Genomic DNA, 19,758 nt, shown 5'->3' on the forward strand with positions numbered 1-19,758 from the left:
TAAAGGAGCGATTTTAATGAACCATGTAAAAGGTATTCACCACGTGACGGCGATTACGAGCAGCGCCGAGAAGAACTATGACTTCTTCACGAACGTCCTTGGGATGCGTCTCGTCAAAAAGACGGTCAACCAAGACGACATTCAGACGTACCACTTATTTTTCGCCGATGACAAAGGCAGCGCTGGAACAGATATGACGTTCTTCGATTTTCCGGGCATCCCAAAAGGCGTACACGGGACGAACGAGATCGCCAAGACGTCGTTCCGCGTCCCGACCGATGAGGCGCTCACGTATTGGGAACGTCGATTCGACCGCCTCGGAGTGAAGCATGAAGGCATCGCCGAGCAGTTCGGCAAGAAGACGCTTTCGTTCGTCGATTTCGACGAGCAGGCGTACCAGCTCATCTCAGATGAGTTCAACGTCGGCGTCGCGTCAGGCGAACCGTGGCAAAACGGCCCGGTCCCGCTCGAGTACGCCATCACGGGCCTCGGTCCAATCTTCATCCGTATCGCGGACTTTACGTATTTCAAACAAGTGATGGAGCAAGTCATGTTGTTCGAAGAAATCGGACAAGAAGGCGACGCGCATCTCTTTGAAGGAGGTGAGGGTGGAAACGGAGCGCAAGTCGTCGTCATTCATGACGAGACGTCACCAGTCGCGCGCCAAGGGTTCGGAACCGTGCATCACGTCGCTTTCCGTGTCGATGACCGCAGTGTCCTCGATGAATGGACGGCACGCTTGCAACAGTTCGGGTTACCGACGTCAGGCTATGTCGACCGCTTCTTCTTCGAATCGTCTTATGCACGAGTCGCGCCGCAAATCCTGTTCGAATGGGCAACGGACGGACCAGGATTCATGGGCGATGAGCCGTATGAGACGGTCGGTGAAAAATTGTCACTCCCGCCGTTCTTAGAACCGAAGCGGGAACAGATTGAAGCGATGGTTCGACCGATTGATACGGTCAGAAGCACAAAAACGTTTGAGAAAGAATATGAGGGCATGAAATGAGCTTTTTAAATCGTTTGTTCGGTAAACAAGAGGAACCAACCAACTCACAAGGAGGAACTAACATGTTGAAAATTGGAATCGTACTCGGATCGACTCGTGAAGGACGCGTCAGCCCGCAAGTCGGAGAATGGGTGAAAGAACTCGCGGACAAACGCGGTGACGCCAACTATGAAATCATCGATATCGCGGACTACAGCCTCCCGCTTCTCGGCGAGCTAGGCGGCGACGCAACAGGTGCCGGTGCTTGGTCTGAGAAAATCGCGGAGATGGACGGCTTCGTCTTCATCGTCCAAGAATACAACCACTCGATCACAGGTGCGCTCAAAAACGCCCTCGACTACTTACGCAACGAATGGCATAACAAAGCAGCCGGCATCGTCTCATACGGTTCGGTCGGCGGTGCGCGTGCGACAGAACACTTACGCGGCGTGTTGAGCGAGCTCTTGATCGCCCACGTCCGTGTCCACCCAGCGCTCTCGCTCTTCACAGATTTCGAGAACGGCACACATTTCGCACCGAAAGACGTGCAAGTCCAATCGGTCAACGACATGCTCGACCAGCTCGTCCCATGGACAGAAGCGATGCAGACGGTCCGCACGAAAGCGGCAGAAGCTGCGAACAACTAAGTATTTGGCCAGCCTTTAAACAGGCTGGTTTTTTTGTGCGCTTTTTTTACGGGTCATGTAAAGTTGGAGTAGAAGAAGGGGGGAATGAGCGTGTGGGCTCGGAAAATTGTCGCGGCGTCGCTCACGGCCCCGATTTATGCACTCTTGTTGGCGTGTTGGGTCGTCATCCCGCAATATCCGGACAGCGGTGGGGTGAGCGATACGGTGAATGGGCTATTGATGTTGACGGCCGCCTATCTGGCAGTTAGTTTCCCGGTCATCGTCACGTACGGCGTGTTGACGTCGGTGTTCAGCGATTGGGTGACACGCCGGATGTCGAAGCGGTTCGGGCCGCTCGTCTCGTTTGAGTTACATATCGGGTTCGGGCTCGTCTTGCTCTGGCTCAGTTTAGGGGCGGCGCTATTATATTGGGCGATTGATCGCTACTTGGCATATAAGGGCTGTCGGTTCGCAACAAGGCAGGTGTGGTCGAGTCTCGTCATCCCCGTCGGTGTCATAGTGACGGCTGTTGGCATCGTTTATTTGATTGGTGTGATGCAAGAAGTGATGCATCGGTTACACGGGTGAAAGTTGGCAGGATAGGGAACAAAGAAAAGACATGTTTGTAGAGTTGAAGGAGGAATCGTGATGAAATGGATGATTTATGGGGCGAACGGCTATACAGGCGAACTGATTGCCCGGCAAGCAGTAAAAGAAGGGATGACACCGGTGCTCGCGGGTCGGCGTGCGGACGCAATCGCAAAGCTCGGGGAAGAGCTCGCGTGTGAGACGCGCGTTTTTAACTTGTCGTTCGATAAGGCGACGCGCCAATTGGAAGACATCGACCTCGTGTTACACTGTGCCGGACCGTTCGCCGATACGAGTCGGCCGATGGTCGAGGCGTGCCTCGCCACGAAGACGCATTACTTGGATATTACCGGGGAAATCGAAGTGTTCGAATACATCCACTCGAAGAAACGGGCCAAGCTCGCACAAGAGGCCGGCGTGTTGCTTTGTTCGGGTGTCGGCTTTGACGTCATCCCGACCGACTGTGTGGCCCGCAAGTTGAAAGAGCTGATGCCGGATGCGACGAATCTAGCACTCGGCTTCTCGGCGGCCGCCGGTATCTCACGCGGGACGCTGAAAACAGCCATCCGCGGACTCGGGTCGAGCAGTGCCGAACGGAAAGATGGCGAACTGACACCATTCCCGCTCGGGGCGAAACGCCGTCACATCGATTTCGGACGCGGCAAGAAAACGGCACTTGCGATTCCATGGGGGGATGTCTCGACCGCCTATTATACGACGGGTATCCCGAACATCACGACGTGGGTCCCGGTCCCGACGGCTTACGCTTACGGGGCGCGTCTCTTATCTTGGTTCGGCCCGATGCTTGGCAGCGACGCGGTGCAAGGGAAACTGCTCCGTTATGTCGATGAGCACGTGAGCGGACCGGATGAGTCGGAGCGGGAGCAATCATCGACGTATGTCTGGGGCGAGGCGACGGACGCCTCAGGACGTAAAGTGATCGTTCGCATCAAGACGGCGAGCACGTATGCCTTCACCGTGTACGGCGCACTTGAGGTCGTGAAGCGTCTTGTCGGATCGGGCCGTGTCATCCCAGGTAGCTTTACACCGGCGATGCTGTTCGGGTCGCACTTCATCGAAGAAATCGAAGGATCATCGTCATTTGTCGTCGATGAGGTCCGGCTGTAACGGAATCACAATCTGTTCGCAATCGAAGTGTGGTAAACTCAGGGGAGATTAGTAGGGAGGGAATGAGATGAGACGCTTAGAACTAGCCAGGCGGATCGAACGCATCAAAGCGGAAGGGACGTCTGCCTATATTCGGCATCGTAAACAGACCCCTCCCTATGAAGGTTCGGAATTGATTGTTGAAAACAAGGGCCACGTCTTCCGGATGGGCAATACGAGTTTCGCGGTCGGCTTCGGGTTGAATCGACCGACCAGTTTTTACGATTTGCACCAGATGGAGAAGTGGGTGCGCGGGAAGAACGTGTCCCGCCTACATATCGAAGTCTGTCCACTCGCGGACATGTCGCTCCTTCGGTTGCTGCAAGAACGAAACTATACGCTCGACCACTTCCTCGACGTCTGGTTGCTCGACGTGAATGCGTTCGTGTTCCCATCAGATGAACCGGACGCGGTCGAACGGGTGAACGCCGATAACGTAAACGAATGGGCCCGGGCCATCGCGGCTGGCTTTGCCGAGACGGGAACGATTTTACAAGAGACTATTGATACAGCGAAAGGTTTCTACGCGCTCCCCGAAAACCAAGCATTTCTCGTCCGCGAAGGTGAGACGGCTGTCGCCGGTGGTATTCTTGCCATCCAGGATGGGATGGGCGAACTGTTTTTGACGAGCACAATCCCAGCTTACCGAAACAAAGGTTACCAGACACAGCTCATCTTGGAGCGGATCGCCGCCGCGAAAGCAGCGGGTTGTCAGTACGTGACCGTCACAACGAAAGTCGATACGGCCTCGGGCCGCAATATGGAGCGTTTAGGTTTTATCCCGTTCTATCAGAAAGCGGTCATGAAAAGCCCGATCCTCAAATAAACAGGTCGCCCTGCGGGGCGACCTGTTGTCGTTAAAGCAAAGATTCGGCGCCGTCGACGTACACCTCGGAACCGGTGACGTGGCTCGACATGTTGCTCGCGAAGAACAACACGACGTCCGCGACTTGTTTGGCCGTGCCTGACTTGCCGGCGAGCGGCTGATTCCCTTCCGGGTACTCAATCGGGATGACGACTTCCTCAAGCAAGGCGTCGTCTCGGTTCGTCGAGTCATCGATGTTCGTATCGATGGCGCCGGGACAAATCGAGTTGACGCGAATGCCGAACTGGGCGAGCTCGGCTGCAGCCATTTTGGCGAATCCGGTCTGTCCGGCTTTTGTCGTCGCATAGCCGCTGAAACCGAAGTTTTTGAAATAACGGTTCCCGTTGATGGATGACGTGATGATGATGCTGCCGCCTCGTTCCTTTAAGTACGGGATGGCATGTTTCACCGTCAAGAACGTGCCCGTTAAGTTCGTCTCGACGACACCGTTCCAATCCTCGAGCGACAAATGCTCGATTGGCGTGATCGTCCCGTTACGACCCGCGTTCGCGAAGACGATATCGACGTGACCGAAACGTTCGACGGTCTGTTCATACGCTCGTTTCATCTCGTCTTCCTTCCCGACGTCGGCACTGATGCCGATGGCTCGTTCGTCTCCGATCAGGCTCGCGAGTTGCTGGGCATCCTCCAATTTTAAGTCGACGATGGCGACTTTTGCCCCCGCTTGGACGAACCGGATGACGGCGGCGCGCCCGATTCCGGATGCCGCGCCTGTGATGAATGCGACTTTCCCCGACAACAATGCATTTGAAATCATTCAATTCGCTCCTTTCAGCTTCCTGTTCTCATATTCCACCGTTCCCTAAAAACTATGCTCGTTTTCTGAAAAAAAGCCGTGTCGCTTAATCCGGCGTTACATGGATTGACACGGCAATTTTGAGTTTGGCGTCACGGTCGAGCTCCACCGTGACGACTTGACCGACCCGAAGTTCTTGCACGTCGTTCGCACCCCCGGTCACTTCGGTCTGATCATTGATTAAAATCGTATACAACTTGACTTCATTGCCCGAGACGTCACTTGGACCAATCATCATTTGGGGGATATCGATTTGCTCAATCCGTCCTTCGATTTGATGGTCGTCCCACGTACTAATCCAATACACCGCCACTAAACAAAGACCGATAAACGCGAGGGCAAAGATGAGTCGTGTCCTCATGACGTTCCTCCTCTGCGGTATTCCGGTACGATGGTTTCCATTAGTTATTTACCCGTATTACAGGAATTGTACAGGACTCTTTTGACAGGAATTTGAATCAATGTTGCGGAATATAACAAGACAATTTGATGAGTGGAGGTGCTGACGATGATGCTAGTCGGGCTGGTCGGTTTAATCATTTTAGGATTGGTGGCGTTCGGATGGTGGACAATCGGGTTCCCACGGCGACGCATATGGGGCGGACTGATCATGTTAGGTGTCGCGTTCACCTGCTTCCCTTTCCTTCTTGTCTTGAGCGGGGAACGCTTTGGGTTCCATGGCATCATCGCGGGATTGGTCGGATTATTTTGTATTGTTGCGGGCGGATTCTTCTTTCTTGTGCTCGGTTGGATGGGCCGTCCGCAGAAAAATCGAAAGGTACGGACACTCTCGGAAGACCCTGATTTGTTTTAGGATAGGTTGTCAGCCGACTCTTGGAACCCGTACAGTGAATGAAACAAACATGAGGGAGCGATGATGTTGGGGACAAGTAAACAACCGCCGACGTTACGGGCGGGGGACACGATTGGAATCATCACGCCGTCGTTTCCGGCACCGGTCCGGTTTCCGGAACGGTATGCGCGAGGAATTGAACAGCTCAAGCGGATGGGTTTTCTCGTTCGAGAGGGACGGTGCACGCACCGTTCAGAAGGATACCGTTCGGCCTCGATCCGCGAACGAGCCGAGGAGTTCAATGAACTGCTGCGTGATGATGACGTGAAAGCGATCATCAGCACGATTGGGGGAACGAACTCGAACTCACTCTTACCGTATATCGATTACGGGGCGTTGCGACACCATCCGAAAATCATCATGGGGTATAGCGATGTCACAGCACTCCTCCTCGCCTGCTATACGGAGACGGGCGTGACGACGTTCTATGGTCCAGCCATCGTCCCGTCGTTCGGGGAATACGAGACGATGTTTGCGGACGGGGAGCGCTACGTGCGAGAGGTACTCTGTTTGGAGCGGACGGCGCCTTACTCACTCGACGTTCCCGGAGAGTGGACCGAGGAGATGATCGATTGGTCGACGCAGGACCGGGAGGAAAATTTCCGGCCGAATGATGGCTGGCTCACTCTCCGAGAAGGTCAGGCTCGTGGCAAGTTGATTGGTGGGAACATGAACACGATGACCGGCTTCTTGAAGTCGGACTATTTCCCAGACATGGACGGGGCCATCCTGTTTTTAGAAGACTCGTTCAAGACGATGGCAGACGAGGAACGTTCCCTCAGTATGCTCAAACTGGCCGGAGTGTTCAATCAAATCAATGGACTCATCATCGGGAAACATGAACATTTCGATGCGGCCGGCGCACCGTTCACGTTTGAGGAGCTGTTGCTCGAAGTGCTCGGAGACGTCGACTTCCCGATTTTGACGAACGTCGATATCGGGCATACGTTTCCGTCACACGTGTTCCCCATCGGCATCGATGGGGAACTCGATGCGACGTCAGGGACAATCACATTTTTAGAGGATGGAGTGACGCGATAATGGAATTCATCACGGTCGTAGACCACCGGCGGAAGAAAGTCGGGTTGAAGTCACGCGCCGATGTGCACAGGGACGGGGACTGGCATGAGACGTTCCATTGTTGGATGACGGCCCACGACCGTCTCTTCCTGCAACTTCGAAGCGAACGGAAGGCAGATTTTCCCGGATTGTTCGATATCACGGCAGCCGGGCATTTGGCGGCCGGAGAGACCGTTCGGGACGGGGTGCGGGAGATTCATGAAGAGCTCGGGCTCGACCTGACGTTCGATCAACTGACTCCGCTCGGCGTCTTCGAAGACGTGATCGAGACAGGGACATTTTTGGATCGAGAGTTCGCCCATACATATGTCTACGCGTACGCGGGAGAACCGTTTACATTAGATGAGATGGAAGTGGGCGATGTCGTCACGGTCGATTTTGCGGCGTTCCGGTCGCTCTTGGCCGGCAAGCATGCGGAGGTTGAGTCGATCTCGGCAATCTCAGGGGAGACACGGACCGTGACGAAGCAAGATCTCGTGCCCCATCCGACAAGCTACTGGGAGCAAGTTTTGACAGGCCTTGAAGAGTTGACTTCAAGCAATCGAGGCGGGTCTCATGATTGATTTTATTTGGCAACTGCTGAACGTATTGCTCGTGCTCGGTTTAGGTAGTCTTTTGGTTTGGTGTTTTCGCAAGTGAAGAGGGGGGAATGACGAGATGAACGTTGAACGTACAGATACACCGCTCCAGATTGAGACCGGACGGTTATACTTGCGGGCACCTCGCGCCGGGGAAGATGCCCGTATCGTCAACGAGGCGATTCGGGAGTCGCATGATGAACTGAAGCGCTGGCTTCCGTTCGCGCAAGAAGTGCCGACGTTATCCGAGACGGAAGAAAACTTGAAGCGGGCACAGGAACTCTATGTAACAGGTGAGAGTTTTCGGTATCTCATCTTTTTACGGGAGACGGGGACGTTCGTCGGGACGGTCAGCCTGTTTGAGATTGACTGGGACGTACGGAAGGCTGCAGTCGGCTATTGGCTTCACACGGAACACACCGGCCACGGTTATATGAGCGAGGCGGTCGAGGCGATCGTCCGTTTCGGATTCGCCCACTTCAGCTTCCAGCGGATTGAAATCCAATGCGAGTCGACCAATGAAGGAAGTCGAATGATTCCGGAACGGCTCGGCTTTCAGTTGGAAGGCACGCTCCGAAACGAGGACTTGTCCGCTGACGGAAAACGCTTGACGGACACGGCCGTCTACAGCATCTTACCCGGCGAACTTATACCTGCAGCGACATGATGCGTTGGGGTCCGACCGGGCCGTCGATCAAGCGGCCGGTGTCGACGAAGCCGACAGTTTGATAGAGCGAGAAGGCCGGCTCATTTTTGAGATTGACTGACAGGACGACCTCGTGTTTATCGGTGAAGTGCTCCCGGACATAACTCGGCAAGAGACGGAGCGCCGCTTTGGCGTGGCCGTTTCCTTGAGCCGGATGATTGATGGAAAACATCGAGAGCAATAACGCATCTCGCACCTCCGTGTAAGAGGCGACCCGTTCCGTGTCGTGGAGCAGAAAGAAGCCAACGGGCTCATCGGTCGTGATGACGACAGGGTACACCCCGTCTGGCAACTGCGAATCGAGATCTGTTGGGAGCGTCGTATACTTCTCTTGGTCGAGCGGTAGGGAAAATGTCTCCAAGACAGGCCAATGGGCGTCACGGAGTGGTTCGAGTTTGATTGACATCCGGATTCCTCCTCGGTGTAAGTTGACTCTTCTAGTATACTGAACTCTAACTCGAAAGGAACTGAACTCGATGGCAAGACCAGTCATTTCTTATATCCAAAATCCGCCGCTCACAGATCTTTACCGTGCTTTCATGGATGGTTTTTCCGATTATATGATTCATTTTGACATGGATGAGACTCGATTTGAGGCGGTGTTTCTCGTCCGCGATCAAAACCAGCCATCCCGTTCCGTCGTCGCCTATGCGGACGATCGTCCTGTTGCCGTTATGTTGAGCGGCGTGGCGCACCTGGCTTCGGGGTGGGTCACTCGTTGCGGTGGCTTGGCGGTCGCCCCTGGCTATCGACACCTCGGCATCGCGAACGAGTTGATGCGTCGCTTCGATGAACAAGCGATGGGCACACGCCTGCTTGAAGTCATCCAAGGGAACGAACCAGCGCTCACGCTTTATGAACGGCTCGGCTATGAAACAGTTCGAGAAATTATGTACTTCCGATCTGTACCGACCGAGACGGAGGCGTCGCTCGAACCGGAACCAATCACCGAGCTATTCGAGACGTATTATCCGTCTGCGATCCACCGACCGATTTGGCAAGTCGACGTTCGTACGACCCAACAACAGGCTGAGCTCGTGCGAGTCCGTGAGGGCGAGACGACAGGAGCCCTCCTTTTCCGAGGCGATTTGCTCCTTGATGTGTTTGGTCGGGATGAAGATGCGGAATGGTTGTTGCGAGCGGCAGCAGCGGCCGGTCCGATTAAACTGACGCTCACTTCGGATCGTCCGGCCTTGATCGAGGCAGCCCGCCGACTCGGATTCGTGCAGGACGCCATCGCTCAATTCGAGATGGTCAAACCGGGAGGTATCGTGTGATGCATCGTTTCTTGCCCGTCCTGATGGTGCTGCTGATTGTCGGGAATTTGTTCACAATCCTCGGACTGACGACGAACTTGTCATCAGCCAGCACCCGGTTCTTTTTAATCAGCGGCCCGGCCTTGACCGTCTGCGCCGCCCTCAGTATTGTCATAATTGTATTGAAACGAAAACGATGACCGCGATAGGACATATGAAGTTTGAGTGAAGTTTGTGGAGGGTCGACTCACCGTTTTGACATGTTCGACATACAAATGAAATGCTTCATATATTGAACTTTTCAAACATGGATGCTATATTCGCACTTGTAGCTTTTTATATAGCTAGCGAATCATCCTATTTGGAGGTTTTTATCAATATATGTGGAAACAACTACTCGTAACCGTCGGTACAGGCGTCCTGATTTTTTCAGGGACTTCAGCCGTATCGGCGGATCAACTTACCCCGCAAGACCTCGTCAAGGCGACGAAATCGCTCGAACAGACCGAACAGCGGCTTCATACCTCGAAACAATCGGTCGCGAAAGCCAAACGCCGCGCTGAAGCGGTTGAAGCAAAAAAGAACGCGATTCAAAACAAGATTGATCGTGCCAACGCGCAACTCGCGTCATACGAGACGGCGCTGAATCCCGAGACGGATGATCCATCCCTGTTCAAACAAGTGCTATCGACTGTTCTTCCGAGCGCGAAAGCGGAAGCGGCGGCATCTGAAAAGACCGAGGCTGACTTGAAAGAGAAACAAGCGGCGACGACGCGGTCGTTAGAAAAATTAGAGAACGAACAGGCCAAAGTGGACGCAGAGCACAAGAAGGCCCGCTCGACCCATTCAGCCGCCTACAAGCAATTGAAACATCGGGCCGCCGAGTTGAAAGATTTGAAACGACAAACGGCAGCGTTAGCGCCTGAGAAGTTCATGATGCCGGCGACCGGTCGTCTGTCACAAGGCTATGGCGCTGCGAGCGGACAGTTCGGGTACACGTTCCATAACGGACTCGATATCGCCGCGAACGTCGGCACACCGATTTACGCGGCCGCGGCCGGAACGGTCACCGACGTCAAGTCAGGTGGTCCTTACGGCAAGCACGTCTTCATCGAGCACGAAATCGATGGTCAGAAATGGACCACGGTCTACGCGCACATGCATAAAATCGAAGTGAAAAAAGGACAGGCGTTGCTCCAAGGCGAAGGCATCGGCCAAATCGGCAACACCGGCAACTCGTCAGGTCCTCACCTCCATTTCGAAGTGCATAAAGGCGAATACGCCTATTCATCCAGTTCGGCCGGAAAAACGGTCAACCCGATGGACGTCGCCGAAGTACTCGGTGGCGCGTCGCCCATTAAAGCCACTTATTGACGCAACGAAATTCGTTGCGTCATTTTTTGTGTCATTTCTTCAAGCCTGCTCATCATGTGTCGTTCGCAGTTCGAACAGCTTTTGGAACGCCTCGTCGCGGTCGAACGTGCTGAACCAGCGAAAGTCGTCGTGGTCGAGAATCCGGTAATGTTGACTGACCATATTCTGTTGAATCCGATATTTCCCTTGATGCTCGATCGTCGTCCACCAGACGTGTCCGCCCAACGTCTTCGTCGCCAACGTTGGATCGGTATGCGCGACGAGGCGGATGAACTCGATCGGATGGTCGCCAATCAATGAGTGCAGATAGGGACTTTGATTGAACAAGGCGCAGATGGCGACGGTCGTCGTCCAGTTCGCGTTCAGGCGTCGCTTCTCGATTTGAATCAATGTCTTTTTTGAGATGCCGACGAGCGTACAGAGTTCTTCTTGGGATAATCCTTGTTCCGTCCGAATCAGTTTGAGTTTGCTGGAAATCAGCTCAGAAAACGTTTCTTTTGTATGCATAAATTCTCCTAAGATGTATTTTTACACATCGTATCATGTGGCTTGAAAACAGGGAAGATATAGGATGGGGAAAACAGCTGTTTATGGTCATGAAAAAGCGGAAGGAGATGGACTCCTTCCGCTCACGCAATGGCCTACGTTATTCTCGTGTCGGGTCGTGATTGCCTTCGCTATCAGCAATCGTATCCGAACTCCCGAAATCCTCGACTTGACTGAACGCGTCGGTGCTTTGGCCAGGCTCATCCGTCCCATCGAGCTGTTTGCGGGCGGCTGTCTCGGACGGGTTGAGCACGTCTTCTTCGACCGGGCGTTCACGGTCGGTCTGATGCTCGTCTTCTTCTTGTTCACGCGCATGCTTGATGCAGAGTGTCGCTTCCGGAATCACCTCTAGGCGGTCCAACTCGATGTCTTGCCCGCACACCTCACACTTTCCATACGTGCCTTTCTCGATGGCGAGCAGTGCCTTGTCAACATCACTCAAAAAGTCTTCATCGAGCTCCGTGAGCGCTTGATCGCGTTCACGCAAAAAGAGCTCTTCCCCGGAATCGGCTGGGTGATTATCATAGTGCGACAGTTCCCCTTCGTCATATACCTCTTCCCGATTTTCCATATATCCTTCGGTCTTCGCTTTTTCTTTTAATAGACGCTCCTTGAACGTATCGATCTGCTTCTGTGTCAACATACGGTTCACTCTCCAGTTCTGTTTTCATTAGTATTAGCATTTCCCATTTTGAGTCGTGACAAACCTTCCCGTCGGCGGGGTCCGTTTCTAAACGATTCGGAAAACGGGTATGATGACAGAGAAGGAACGAATTAGCCGAAGGAGGAATTAGGACGATGAGAAAAGTAGAAGTCATCCCATATGACCCGATATGGGCGACGAAATTCGAAGAAGAGGCGGCCAAGCTCAAGCGATTGTTCGAAGACGAACTCGTCGCGATTCATCACATTGGCAGTACGTCGGTTCCCGGGCTCGACGCGAAGCCGATTATCGACATCATGCCGGTCGTGCGGCAAATCGAGCGAATCGACGACTGGATCGGTCATATGGAAGCGCTCGGTTATCGGAGTTTTGGCGAACACGGCATCCCGAGACGCCGTTTCTTTGCGAAAGGCGAGGAGGTTCGGACTTTCCACGTCCATATGTTCGAGGACGGGGACGACGGCGTCATCCGGCATCTCGCCTTTCGTGACTACTTGGTCACATTCCCGGACGTGCGGGACGAGTACGCGGCGCTCAAGCAGCAGTTGGCGAGTCAACATCCGAACGATATCGAAAGTTACATCCAAGGGAAACAAGATTGGGTATCGGCGACGGAGCGGACGGCTACAATATGGTATGGATCCAGAAAACAAATTTGAAACCTTTTTCCATTTCCCCTCGTAAAGAATGGTAATTATTTAAGGGGGGAACGGAATGAAACAATTTCTTGGCAAGTGTATCGAGTACGCCTTCGTCGCCGTCGTGTTCGTTGGTTTGTTTTTCGGACTGCGTTACGGAGTCAGTCACTTCGTCTTAACAGCCGAGGAGTCTTATTTCTATGTCTTTCTCGGCACCGCGTTTATCCTCTTTCCGGCCTCGCTATTCGTAGGTTATTGGCTGGCCCGTCCCATTCAGCGCCGTTTGAGCGGAAGAGAGACGGTCAGTTCGAACCACACGTTGCGCGGCTATGAAAAACCGCACGGGGTCACTGAGACACGAGATTATGGGAACGAGGGATCGGGGTCGTTATGATGCAGTTGAGACGAACCGACGATGCGAGCTTGATTGCGACGTTGAATCGTCCCATCCATGAACATCATCTTCAGTTGGCGCCGTCCTTCTTTGCATCTTACGATCACGCGGCGATGGAAGCGGCGTTTTCGGAGATGATGGCGCGAGACGATTATCATTTCTTCACGGCAGAGGTCGACGGGGACACAGTTGGCTACGTCTGTTTTCAAGAGCGGGTAAGTGAGGCGAACGCATTTCGGCAAGCAGTGCGCACGCTGTACGTGCATCAAATCAGTATTAACCCGGAAGCGAAGCGAAAAGGGTATGGACGTTTGATCATGGATGAAGTGGAACGCTTTGCCATCGCGCACGGATTTCCCTCAATCGAACTGGATTATTGGTCTTTGAACGAAGCGGCTGCGGCTTTTTATGAACAGGTCGGATTCCGAGCGAAACGTCAAGTCGTTGTGAAGCAGCTGTAGAACGGAGAGACCGGCCATCCTGTTCCACGGGACATTCGATTTTTTGAGCGCGGGAGATACGGTACCGGACTTTGTGCCAGCCATCTCATCAGCACTCTTGATCGGTCTCGTGCTCGTCTTGGCGCGCCGCTATGATGCGCAATTTTTGAAAGTGGAATGAGGAGGATTTGATGGAGACAGTCATTTTAGTCATCGGTGTCATCGGGACGATTTCGCTCATGTTATTCATGTCGAACCAATGGTTGGGTTATGGCAAAGGCAACATCGTCATGACGCTAGACGAGCATTATACGAATTTGAATGAGTATGTGCCGGCAATCCTGACGAAACTGTATGAAGACGGGAAGTCGGCCCATTATCTCGGCGACCGGAAGTTTGAAGTGGACGGGAAACGCTATGTCCTCGTCGAGCGGACCGTCCCGATTGGTCGGGTTCCGACACAACAGACGGTGCTCATGCCGGACAAACAATAAGCCGCGCCTCAGGCGCGGCTTATTTTATTTGACGGCCGGGGGACCGAACACACCGGCGTGATAGTCGCGGAACGCTTGGCGAATCTCATCCTCGGTGTTCATGACGAACGGGCCGTGAGCGATATAGTCTTCTCGAATCGGTTTGCCTGAATAGACAAGCAGTTTCGTGCGTGACGTTGCTTTTATGCGGAGTCCGCTCTCACCCTCGGCCGTCTCGTCGAACGTGAGCGTCGCTACGTGCGTCTTTTCGAGCGGTGTCGCGGACGTCCCGAGTTCGACCGAACCGGCGAGCATATAGACGAAGGCGTTATGATTCACGGGGATGACGTGCTCATAGACTTCACCTTCCTTTAAGCTGACTTCACTCATTGTGATCGGGACAAGGCTGTCCATCGGGCCTGTCGCACCGCCGACCTCACCCGAATAGACACGGACTTGTCCACCGTCGATTGGCACGACCGGGGCGTCTTCGACGTACACGTTTTGATAAGACGTCGTCGTCGTTTTGAGCGCTTTCGGTAAATTGAGCCACAGTTGCAGCGTATGAATCAAGTCGTCGTCGACGGCCTCCTCGGCGTGTCGGGCCGCCCAGCCCGCGTTCATGTACTGGACGTCTCCGGCATCTAAAATCGAATGGCCGCCGTGGTTGTCGATATGTTCGAGTCGTCCGTCAATGACGTAGGTGATCGTTTGGAAACCGCGATGCGGGTGGTCCGAGAACGTGCCGCGTTTGAACCAGTCCTCGGCCATCAAGATGAACGGGTCGAACTCGTTTTTTCGCTCAGGGGGCAAGACCCAACCTTGTTGTACGTGTGGATATCCAGGTTGCTTATAAGCGACGGGCCAATGTGTGGCGACGTCGCGCTCGAATCGTTTCGTCATCAAATTCTCTCCTTTACATCGTTTGCTGTCATTGTCGCATAGCGACCGATGGATGCTTTCTGATTTTGCCTAGAAAACGTGCAAAGACAGACCGGTTCATACCGGTCTGTCTTTAGGAAAGGGGTTAGCCCTGTTGCTTATTGAATAAGTCGTGCCAACGTTCGGCATCGGCGCGGAGCAGTTTGAAGTGTGACCCTGTCAACGTATTCGTCAAAAAGACATCGTCTCCGTTATAGCTGATATCGAACGTCTGCGCACAAATACCCTCGAAAACGGTCAAATAGGGAGTCGGGGCCGGGGTCCCGGCCGTGGCGACAGCTTTCGAACGATCGATCGCTTGGAACACGAATTGGACGGCCTCGGCATTGGCGTGATGCAAGAACGATGCGTCCTTGGATTCCGTTCCGAGCAGCGCCAAGTCATGTGTCACGACATGCCGGCGGTGGGCAAATTGTTGGCGCATCTTCGTTTTCAACCGATCGCCGCGAAGCAACGTTTCTTCTCGATAGGTGATTGAGACGACTTGTTTATGCGGTTTCCCGTCACGGATGAATGAAAAGCTGAACAAAGGATAGCGCTCATTCGGGATGAGTGTCGTCGGGAGCGTGCTCGCTTGACGAGCGCCAAGCATGCGGTCGAAGCTCGCGTCTTTCGGTCGAAGCACATCCCCATATAAGGTTTGATCAGATGACAAATGAAGCCCATATTGTTTTGTATCTTGAGACACCTCGGTACCTAAGGCGAGGGAGAGGAAAGGTTGGCGCGATGCTTCGTTAATCGGCAACGTGACCGTCTCATATGTTTCCGGGGATTCGAACGTGAATTCGAAAGAGCCATTGAACGGCATCGTCACGTGAACGAGCGTCTGCTCGAGCCCGCTCCGTTTCGGATATGGCTCGTTGCCGACGGGTTTAGTCATTTCCTCTGTGAAATGGATCCGTTCGTGCGGTTGGGCGTTTCGTAGTTTTGACGTTGCCGAAGACGGGACAGCGTGGTCACGATACGCAATGAGACTGTTCGGCAACGTGTCGATTTGTTTCATATACGTGATCGTCTCGGCTTGGCACTGGACGTAGGCTTGATTGTCCACTTCAAAAAAAGTGGCGGTCGGAAAGACATCGGTCGAGGATGTCGTGATCAGCGGTTGGGTCAATGTGACCGTCCCGATCAAGTGACGTTCTCCGTCAGGAATACGGGATAGCGCGTCCTCTGGATAACAAGCATCGAGGACGTTCGTCCGATCGGACTCGGTCATCTCGATTTGTTGTCCTGATGGCAGGGTAGCGCGACCTTGATAGTACTCTGGAGCTATATGTAAACGAAAGGCATGTTCTTCTTCACATCCAAAAAGGACGAACAACATGGCGAGCGTACAAAGAATCAAGTACTTTTTCACGGGGGTGCACTCCTTTGATGATTAACTTTCATCATTTTAGCACCATTTTTTTGTGACTTTAGTCTTAGGAAAAATAATGTGTTTTTTTAAAAAAAAATCAAAAAACCCGCTCAACTTGAACTGAGCGGGCTTGTTTTACACTTATGGATATGAAATGGAATTTCACTCTTGTGAACATGTCGATTTTTGACGAATGAACCGTTGAATGGCCACGTTCTTGAAAATGATGAAACTATTTAAAAAATCAAGGATGGAACCAATCAGGGTTTATTTGTTTATTTTTACCTTCAATCGACGTCGCGGCCGCGGGCTGCCTTCAAAATTTCGAACCATTCTTCACGGGTGAGCTCGATATCGAGCGTGCCGACGGCGGTCTTGACTCGGTCAATTTTCCCAGATCCGACGATCGGCATGATCTTGGCAGGGTGTTTCAAAAGCCATGCGTAAACGACTGCATCGATACCGCTCGCTTCGTGGCGGTCACTGACGTCTTCGAGTTTCTCGCGAAGCGGCGCATACTGTGACTCGGTGAACAGTTGACCGCCGGCGAGCGGGCTCCACGCCATGAGCGGCATCCGCTTCTCGTGGCATAGGTCGACAGAACCATCTTCGAAGTGTTTCAGTTGCATCGGTGAAAGTTCGAGCTGATTCGTCACGAGTTGGAACGGTAAGCGTGACTGGAGCAACTGTTGGGTTGCCGGTACGTGGTTCGAGACACCGAACGTCCGGACTTTTCCACTGCGTTGTAACGTAATGAATGCCTCAGCGACTTCGTCCGGGTCCATGAGCGGATCGGGACGATGGATCAACAGCGTGTCAATCTGGTCAATGGCGAGCTCTTTGAGTGAACGCTCGGCTTGACGGATGATATGCTCTTTCGTCGTATCATAATGATTGATTGTTTGGCCTGGGTTGAAAGAACCTGTCAGTTTAATGCCAGTCTTCGTCACGATCTCGATTTGATCGCGAAGTGAAGGATTGAGGCGAAGTGCTTCCCCGAATAGTCCTTCACATGTATAGCCGCCGTATATATCGGCGTGGTCGAACGTCGTGATTCCGAGTTCGATACATTGCTCGATGAACGTGAGACGTTCCTGCGGGCTCATATCCCATTCAGCGAGACGCCACATGCCGTGGATGATCCGTGAGAATGATAAGTCTTCTGTCAGTTCGATACGTTGCATGATTGATTCCTCCTCATTTTCTGTCGCTTTCATTATAGAGATAGTCGGGGGATGCGTCACTTATTGGGCGTATCGGACGGACGCGGACCGAGTCAAATGAAAGTGATTTCAGTTATGATAGGAAAGAGATGAACCGAAAAAGAGGAGTGCTCTATGAATCATTATGAACAATATGCGGGCGTCACGTTTGAGCGACACGGGCAAGACACGCGTGTGACCGCCTATCATCCTGACCTCGAACTGCACGGGATCGGGCGCAGTGCTGCCGTGTTCCGCATCAAAGCTACCCGACTCGTCATTAAAGTGTTTTTCCCTGGCTATACGTACATCGCGGCCGAGGAAGCCGTGATCTATCGGAAGCTCGAGGGATTGCCACAATTCCCGGGTCTGTACGAAGCAGGTCCGAACTATATCGTCATCGACTATATCGAAGGGAAGACACTGTTTGAATGTTTGATTGAAGGCATTTGGATCGACCCCGCGTACATCAAGCAAGTCGATGAGGCGCTCATAGCGGCCCGGCGACTCGGGTTGACCCCGTCCGATGTCCATTTGCGCAACCTCATCCTCACGCCGGACGGCCGACTCTATTTGATTGACTTGGCGCGATTCCGACAAGGGCAACAAGTCGATCACCAATGGGAAGATTTGAAGCGGATGTATCGGCTCTATCGCCTCCGTTTCATGCCGAAGCGGTATTCGGAGCGCTGGTTGAACGGTGTCGCCTACCTATATCGTACATTCGTGAACGACCCGAGACGTTAGTCGACGGTGGTTTTTCTTTTGAAGATTAGGGAACAACAGTAACGTATTGTCGTTGTGTAGTCATTCAAAAGGAGGACGAATACATGGCTCATCGAATTTATGCGAACGAACTGGAAACGTTGCACGATTGCGTGGAGACGTGCAATTACTGTCTTGAATCTTGTCTCGAGGAACATGACGTGAAGATGATGGTCGACTGTATCCGACTCGATCGTGAGTGCGCTGCAATCTGTTCATTCCTCGCCGAGGCGATGACACGGGAGTCGGCGTTCGTACCGGAACTGGCCCGGGCTTGTGCGGTCGTCTGTAAGGCGTGTGCCCAAGAGTGTGAGAAACATAAGCACGAACATTGTCAGGAATGTGCGCGCGTCTGTTTCGAGTGCGCATCGATGTGTGACCGTTTGGCAGCCTAAGGTAAAAAAGTCAGTCGAAACGGCTGACTTTTTTTGTGGCAGCAAATCGTTACGTGTATTTTGAAATTGAGATAAGTATAATAAAGAAAACTTATAGAAAGTATGGTGTCCTCATGATTCGCAACTGCCGTCGAGACGACCTTCAAGCCGTTTTACATATTTACAATGACGCAATCGTCAACAGTACAGCTGTTTACCATTACGAGCCGGTGACGCTTCAAAATCGCGTCGCTTGGTACGAAGATAAAAAAGCGTCCAGGCTCCCGATCATCGTGTGGGAGGAAGGCGATGTCGTCATGGGATTTGCCACGTTCGGCCCGTTCCGTCCATGGCCGGCCTATCAGTATACGGTCGAGCACTCGGTGTACGTGCATCCCGGCTATCGGGGGAAAGGGATCGGGAATAAATTGCTCCGTGAAATCATCCGCATCGGTGAAGAACGGGAAGTGAAGACGATGATTGGTGGGATCGATGCCGCCAATATCGCGAGCGTCAAAGCCCATGAAAAATTAGGGTTCGTCCATTCAGGCACGATTAAAAAAGCCGGATACAAGTTTGGCAAATGGCTGGACTTATCGTTTTATCAGCTTGATTTGAAAGGCCCCGAGACTCCGCAAGAAGGCTGACCGCTAGCTGTCGAACTTCTAAAATTGCGGTATACTGGGAACAGTGTATCGAATGGAGGAATCAGTATGACAGAACTACCGAATTGCCCAAAATGTCAGTCGACTTATGTGTATGAGGACGGGAGCTTGCTCGTCTGTCCGGAATGCGCCTACGAGTGGTCGCCGAGCGAGGTAGCCGAAGCGGAAGCAGACGCGCAAATCAAAGACGCGAACGGAAATGTGCTCCAAGACGGAGACACAGTCACGGTCATCAAAGATTTGAAGGTGAAAGGGACGTCGCTCGTCGTCAAACAAGGCACGAAAGTGAAAGGGATCCGTCTCGTCGACGGGGACCATGACATCGACTGCAAGATTGAGGGCTTTGGCGCGATGAAGCTCAAATCGGAATTCGTGAAGAAAATCTAAAAAAAGCGTGTTG

At 52.9% G+C, this 19,758-nt stretch carries 28 protein-coding genes; 20 read left to right on the top strand and 8 right to left on the bottom strand.

Features of this window, described 5'->3' with window-relative positions:
* The first annotated feature begins 16 nt into the window (after positions 1–16).
* The 5 genes from FED52_RS01000 (at position 17) to FED52_RS01020 (ending at position 4,195) form a co-directional block, all read left to right on the top strand.
* Positions 17–1,009 carry a ring-cleaving dioxygenase gene (locus tag FED52_RS01000; protein ID WP_138858595.1) on the top strand — a complete coding sequence of 331 codons (993 nt, stop codon included), beginning with the start codon at positions 17–19 and terminating at the stop codon, positions 1,007–1,009.
* Positions 1,006–1,635, top strand: a complete 630-nt coding sequence (locus FED52_RS01005) for an NADPH-dependent FMN reductase (protein WP_138858596.1) — start codon at positions 1,006–1,008, stop codon at positions 1,633–1,635. Before FED52_RS01000 ends, FED52_RS01005 begins: the two co-directional genes overlap by 4 nt.
* Positions 1,636–1,725: 90 nt before the next feature.
* Entirely contained in the window at positions 1,726–2,202 is a 477-nt protein-coding gene (locus FED52_RS01010; RefSeq protein WP_138858597.1) for a hypothetical protein, read from the top strand.
* A 60-nt stretch (positions 2,203–2,262) separates the two neighbouring features.
* Positions 2,263–3,330, top strand: coding sequence for a saccharopine dehydrogenase family protein (locus FED52_RS01015; RefSeq protein ID WP_138858598.1), 1,068 nt, complete (start codon positions 2,263–2,265; stop codon positions 3,328–3,330).
* Positions 3,331–3,397: 67 nt separating this feature from the next.
* Positions 3,398–4,195 carry a GNAT family N-acetyltransferase gene (locus FED52_RS01020; protein ID WP_138858599.1) on the top strand — a complete coding sequence of 266 codons (798 nt, stop codon included), beginning with the start codon at positions 3,398–3,400 and terminating at the stop codon, positions 4,193–4,195.
* A 31-nt stretch (positions 4,196–4,226) separates the two neighbouring features.
* Here FED52_RS01020 and FED52_RS01025 read toward each other — a convergent pair whose 3' ends face one another.
* Positions 4,227–5,012 (bottom strand): SDR family oxidoreductase, encoded by a 786-nt coding sequence (locus FED52_RS01025; RefSeq protein WP_138858600.1) that lies wholly within the window; start codon positions 5,010–5,012, stop codon positions 4,227–4,229.
* A gap of 85 nt (positions 5,013–5,097) precedes the next feature.
* Positions 5,098–5,412 carry a hypothetical protein gene (locus FED52_RS01030; RefSeq protein ID WP_138858601.1) on the bottom strand — a complete coding sequence of 105 codons (315 nt, stop codon included), beginning with the start codon at positions 5,410–5,412 and terminating at the stop codon, positions 5,098–5,100.
* 147 nt (positions 5,413–5,559) lie between these two features.
* On the opposite strand from FED52_RS01030, the gene FED52_RS01035 reads away from it, so the two are divergent.
* The 4 genes from FED52_RS01035 (at position 5,560) to FED52_RS01050 (ending at position 8,229) form a co-directional block, all read left to right on the top strand.
* Positions 5,560–5,865 (top strand): hypothetical protein, encoded by a 306-nt coding sequence (locus tag FED52_RS01035; RefSeq protein WP_138858602.1) that lies wholly within the window; start codon positions 5,560–5,562, stop codon positions 5,863–5,865.
* 63 nt (positions 5,866–5,928) lie between these two features.
* A complete protein-coding gene (locus FED52_RS01040) occupies positions 5,929–6,945 on the top strand; it encodes a S66 family peptidase (RefSeq protein WP_138858603.1) in 1,017 nt (338 codons plus the stop codon).
* Positions 6,945–7,547 carry an NUDIX hydrolase gene (locus FED52_RS01045; RefSeq protein ID WP_138858604.1) on the top strand — a complete coding sequence of 201 codons (603 nt, stop codon included), beginning with the start codon at positions 6,945–6,947 and terminating at the stop codon, positions 7,545–7,547. The genes FED52_RS01040 and FED52_RS01045 overlap by 1 nt, the downstream gene beginning before the upstream one ends.
* 94 nt (positions 7,548–7,641) lie before the next feature.
* Positions 7,642–8,229: a GNAT family N-acetyltransferase gene (locus tag FED52_RS01050; RefSeq protein WP_034779682.1), complete on the top strand. Its 588-nt coding sequence runs from the start codon at positions 7,642–7,644 to the stop codon at positions 8,227–8,229.
* Here the strand turns inward: FED52_RS01050 and FED52_RS01055 are convergent.
* A complete protein-coding gene (locus FED52_RS01055; protein WP_138858605.1) occupies positions 8,210–8,674 on the bottom strand; it encodes a GNAT family N-acetyltransferase in 465 nt (154 codons plus the stop codon). The genes FED52_RS01050 and FED52_RS01055 overlap by 20 nt on opposite strands.
* A 70-nt stretch (positions 8,675–8,744) precedes the next feature.
* Here FED52_RS01055 and FED52_RS01060 point away from each other — a divergent pair, with 70 nt between their 5' ends.
* From FED52_RS01060 to FED52_RS01070, 3 genes are all read left to right on the top strand, one after another.
* Positions 8,745–9,545: a GNAT family N-acetyltransferase gene (locus FED52_RS01060; protein WP_138858606.1), complete on the top strand. Its 801-nt coding sequence runs from the start codon at positions 8,745–8,747 to the stop codon at positions 9,543–9,545.
* The gene (locus FED52_RS01065) at positions 9,542–9,724 is read left to right on the top strand and encodes a hypothetical protein (RefSeq protein WP_138858607.1); all 183 of its coding nucleotides are present in this window, start codon (positions 9,542–9,544) and stop codon (positions 9,722–9,724) included. Before FED52_RS01060 ends, FED52_RS01065 begins: the two co-directional genes overlap by 4 nt.
* Positions 9,725–9,905: 181 nt before the next feature.
* The gene (locus tag FED52_RS01070; RefSeq protein WP_138858608.1) at positions 9,906–10,898 is read left to right on the top strand and encodes a M23 family metallopeptidase; all 993 of its coding nucleotides are present in this window, start codon (positions 9,906–9,908) and stop codon (positions 10,896–10,898) included.
* A gap of 39 nt (positions 10,899–10,937) precedes the next feature.
* Here the strand turns inward: FED52_RS01070 and FED52_RS01075 are convergent, their stop codons facing one another.
* Positions 10,938–11,405 carry a helix-turn-helix transcriptional regulator gene (locus FED52_RS01075; protein ID WP_034779672.1) on the bottom strand — a complete coding sequence of 156 codons (468 nt, stop codon included), beginning with the start codon at positions 11,403–11,405 and terminating at the stop codon, positions 10,938–10,940.
* 139 nt (positions 11,406–11,544) lie between these two features.
* Positions 11,545–12,087 (bottom strand): TraR/DksA C4-type zinc finger protein, encoded by a 543-nt coding sequence (locus FED52_RS01080; protein ID WP_138858609.1) that lies wholly within the window; start codon positions 12,085–12,087, stop codon positions 11,545–11,547.
* Between the two features lie 155 nt (positions 12,088–12,242).
* Between FED52_RS01080 and FED52_RS01085 the strand changes: the two genes are divergently transcribed.
* The 4 genes from FED52_RS01085 (at position 12,243) to FED52_RS01100 (ending at position 14,074) form a co-directional block, all read left to right on the top strand.
* Positions 12,243–12,767: a GrpB family protein gene (locus FED52_RS01085; RefSeq protein ID WP_138858610.1), complete on the top strand. Its 525-nt coding sequence runs from the start codon at positions 12,243–12,245 to the stop codon at positions 12,765–12,767.
* A gap of 55 nt (positions 12,768–12,822) precedes the next feature.
* Entirely contained in the window at positions 12,823–13,140 is a 318-nt protein-coding gene (locus FED52_RS01090) for a hypothetical protein (protein WP_138858611.1), read from the top strand.
* Positions 13,140–13,601, top strand: a complete 462-nt coding sequence (locus FED52_RS01095; protein ID WP_167491722.1) for a GNAT family N-acetyltransferase — start codon at positions 13,140–13,142, stop codon at positions 13,599–13,601. Before FED52_RS01090 ends, FED52_RS01095 begins: the two co-directional genes overlap by 1 nt.
* A 170-nt stretch (positions 13,602–13,771) precedes the next feature.
* On the top strand, positions 13,772–14,074 hold the full coding sequence (locus FED52_RS01100; RefSeq protein ID WP_034779662.1) for a hypothetical protein: 303 nt from the start codon (positions 13,772–13,774) through the stop codon (positions 14,072–14,074).
* A 24-nt stretch (positions 14,075–14,098) separates the two neighbouring features.
* On the opposite strand, the gene FED52_RS01105 is transcribed toward FED52_RS01100, so the two are convergent.
* The 3 genes from FED52_RS01105 to FED52_RS01115 all read right to left on the bottom strand — a co-directional run bounded on the left by FED52_RS01105 (position 14,099) and on the right by FED52_RS01115 (position 17,536).
* Complete coding sequence (locus FED52_RS01105) at positions 14,099–14,956, bottom strand: pirin family protein (RefSeq protein ID WP_138858613.1); 858 nt, start codon at positions 14,954–14,956, stop codon at positions 14,099–14,101.
* 124 nt (positions 14,957–15,080) lie between these two features.
* Entirely contained in the window at positions 15,081–16,352 is a 1,272-nt protein-coding gene (locus FED52_RS01110) for a hypothetical protein (RefSeq protein WP_240731277.1), read from the bottom strand.
* A gap of 287 nt (positions 16,353–16,639) precedes the next feature.
* Entirely contained in the window at positions 16,640–17,536 is an 897-nt protein-coding gene (locus tag FED52_RS01115; RefSeq protein WP_138858614.1) for an aldo/keto reductase, read from the bottom strand.
* A gap of 153 nt (positions 17,537–17,689) precedes the next feature.
* Here FED52_RS01115 and FED52_RS01120 point away from each other — a divergent pair, with 153 nt between their 5' ends.
* From FED52_RS01120 to FED52_RS01135, 4 genes are all read left to right on the top strand, one after another.
* Positions 17,690–18,301 carry a protein kinase family protein gene (locus FED52_RS01120; RefSeq protein ID WP_138858615.1) on the top strand — a complete coding sequence of 204 codons (612 nt, stop codon included), beginning with the start codon at positions 17,690–17,692 and terminating at the stop codon, positions 18,299–18,301.
* Positions 18,302–18,384: 83 nt separating this feature from the next.
* Complete coding sequence (locus FED52_RS01125; RefSeq protein WP_138858616.1) at positions 18,385–18,714, top strand: four-helix bundle copper-binding protein; 330 nt, start codon at positions 18,385–18,387, stop codon at positions 18,712–18,714.
* A gap of 113 nt (positions 18,715–18,827) precedes the next feature.
* A complete protein-coding gene (locus tag FED52_RS01130) occupies positions 18,828–19,340 on the top strand; it encodes a GNAT family N-acetyltransferase (RefSeq protein ID WP_138858617.1) in 513 nt (170 codons plus the stop codon).
* A gap of 66 nt (positions 19,341–19,406) precedes the next feature.
* Complete coding sequence (locus tag FED52_RS01135) at positions 19,407–19,745, top strand: zinc ribbon domain-containing protein YjdM (RefSeq protein WP_114165343.1); 339 nt, start codon at positions 19,407–19,409, stop codon at positions 19,743–19,745.
* Positions 19,746–19,758 lie beyond the last annotated feature (13 nt).

It is taken from the genome of Exiguobacterium mexicanum (assembly GCF_005960665.1).
Classification (GTDB): Bacteria; Bacillota; Bacilli; order Exiguobacteriales; family Exiguobacteriaceae; genus Exiguobacterium; species Exiguobacterium mexicanum_A.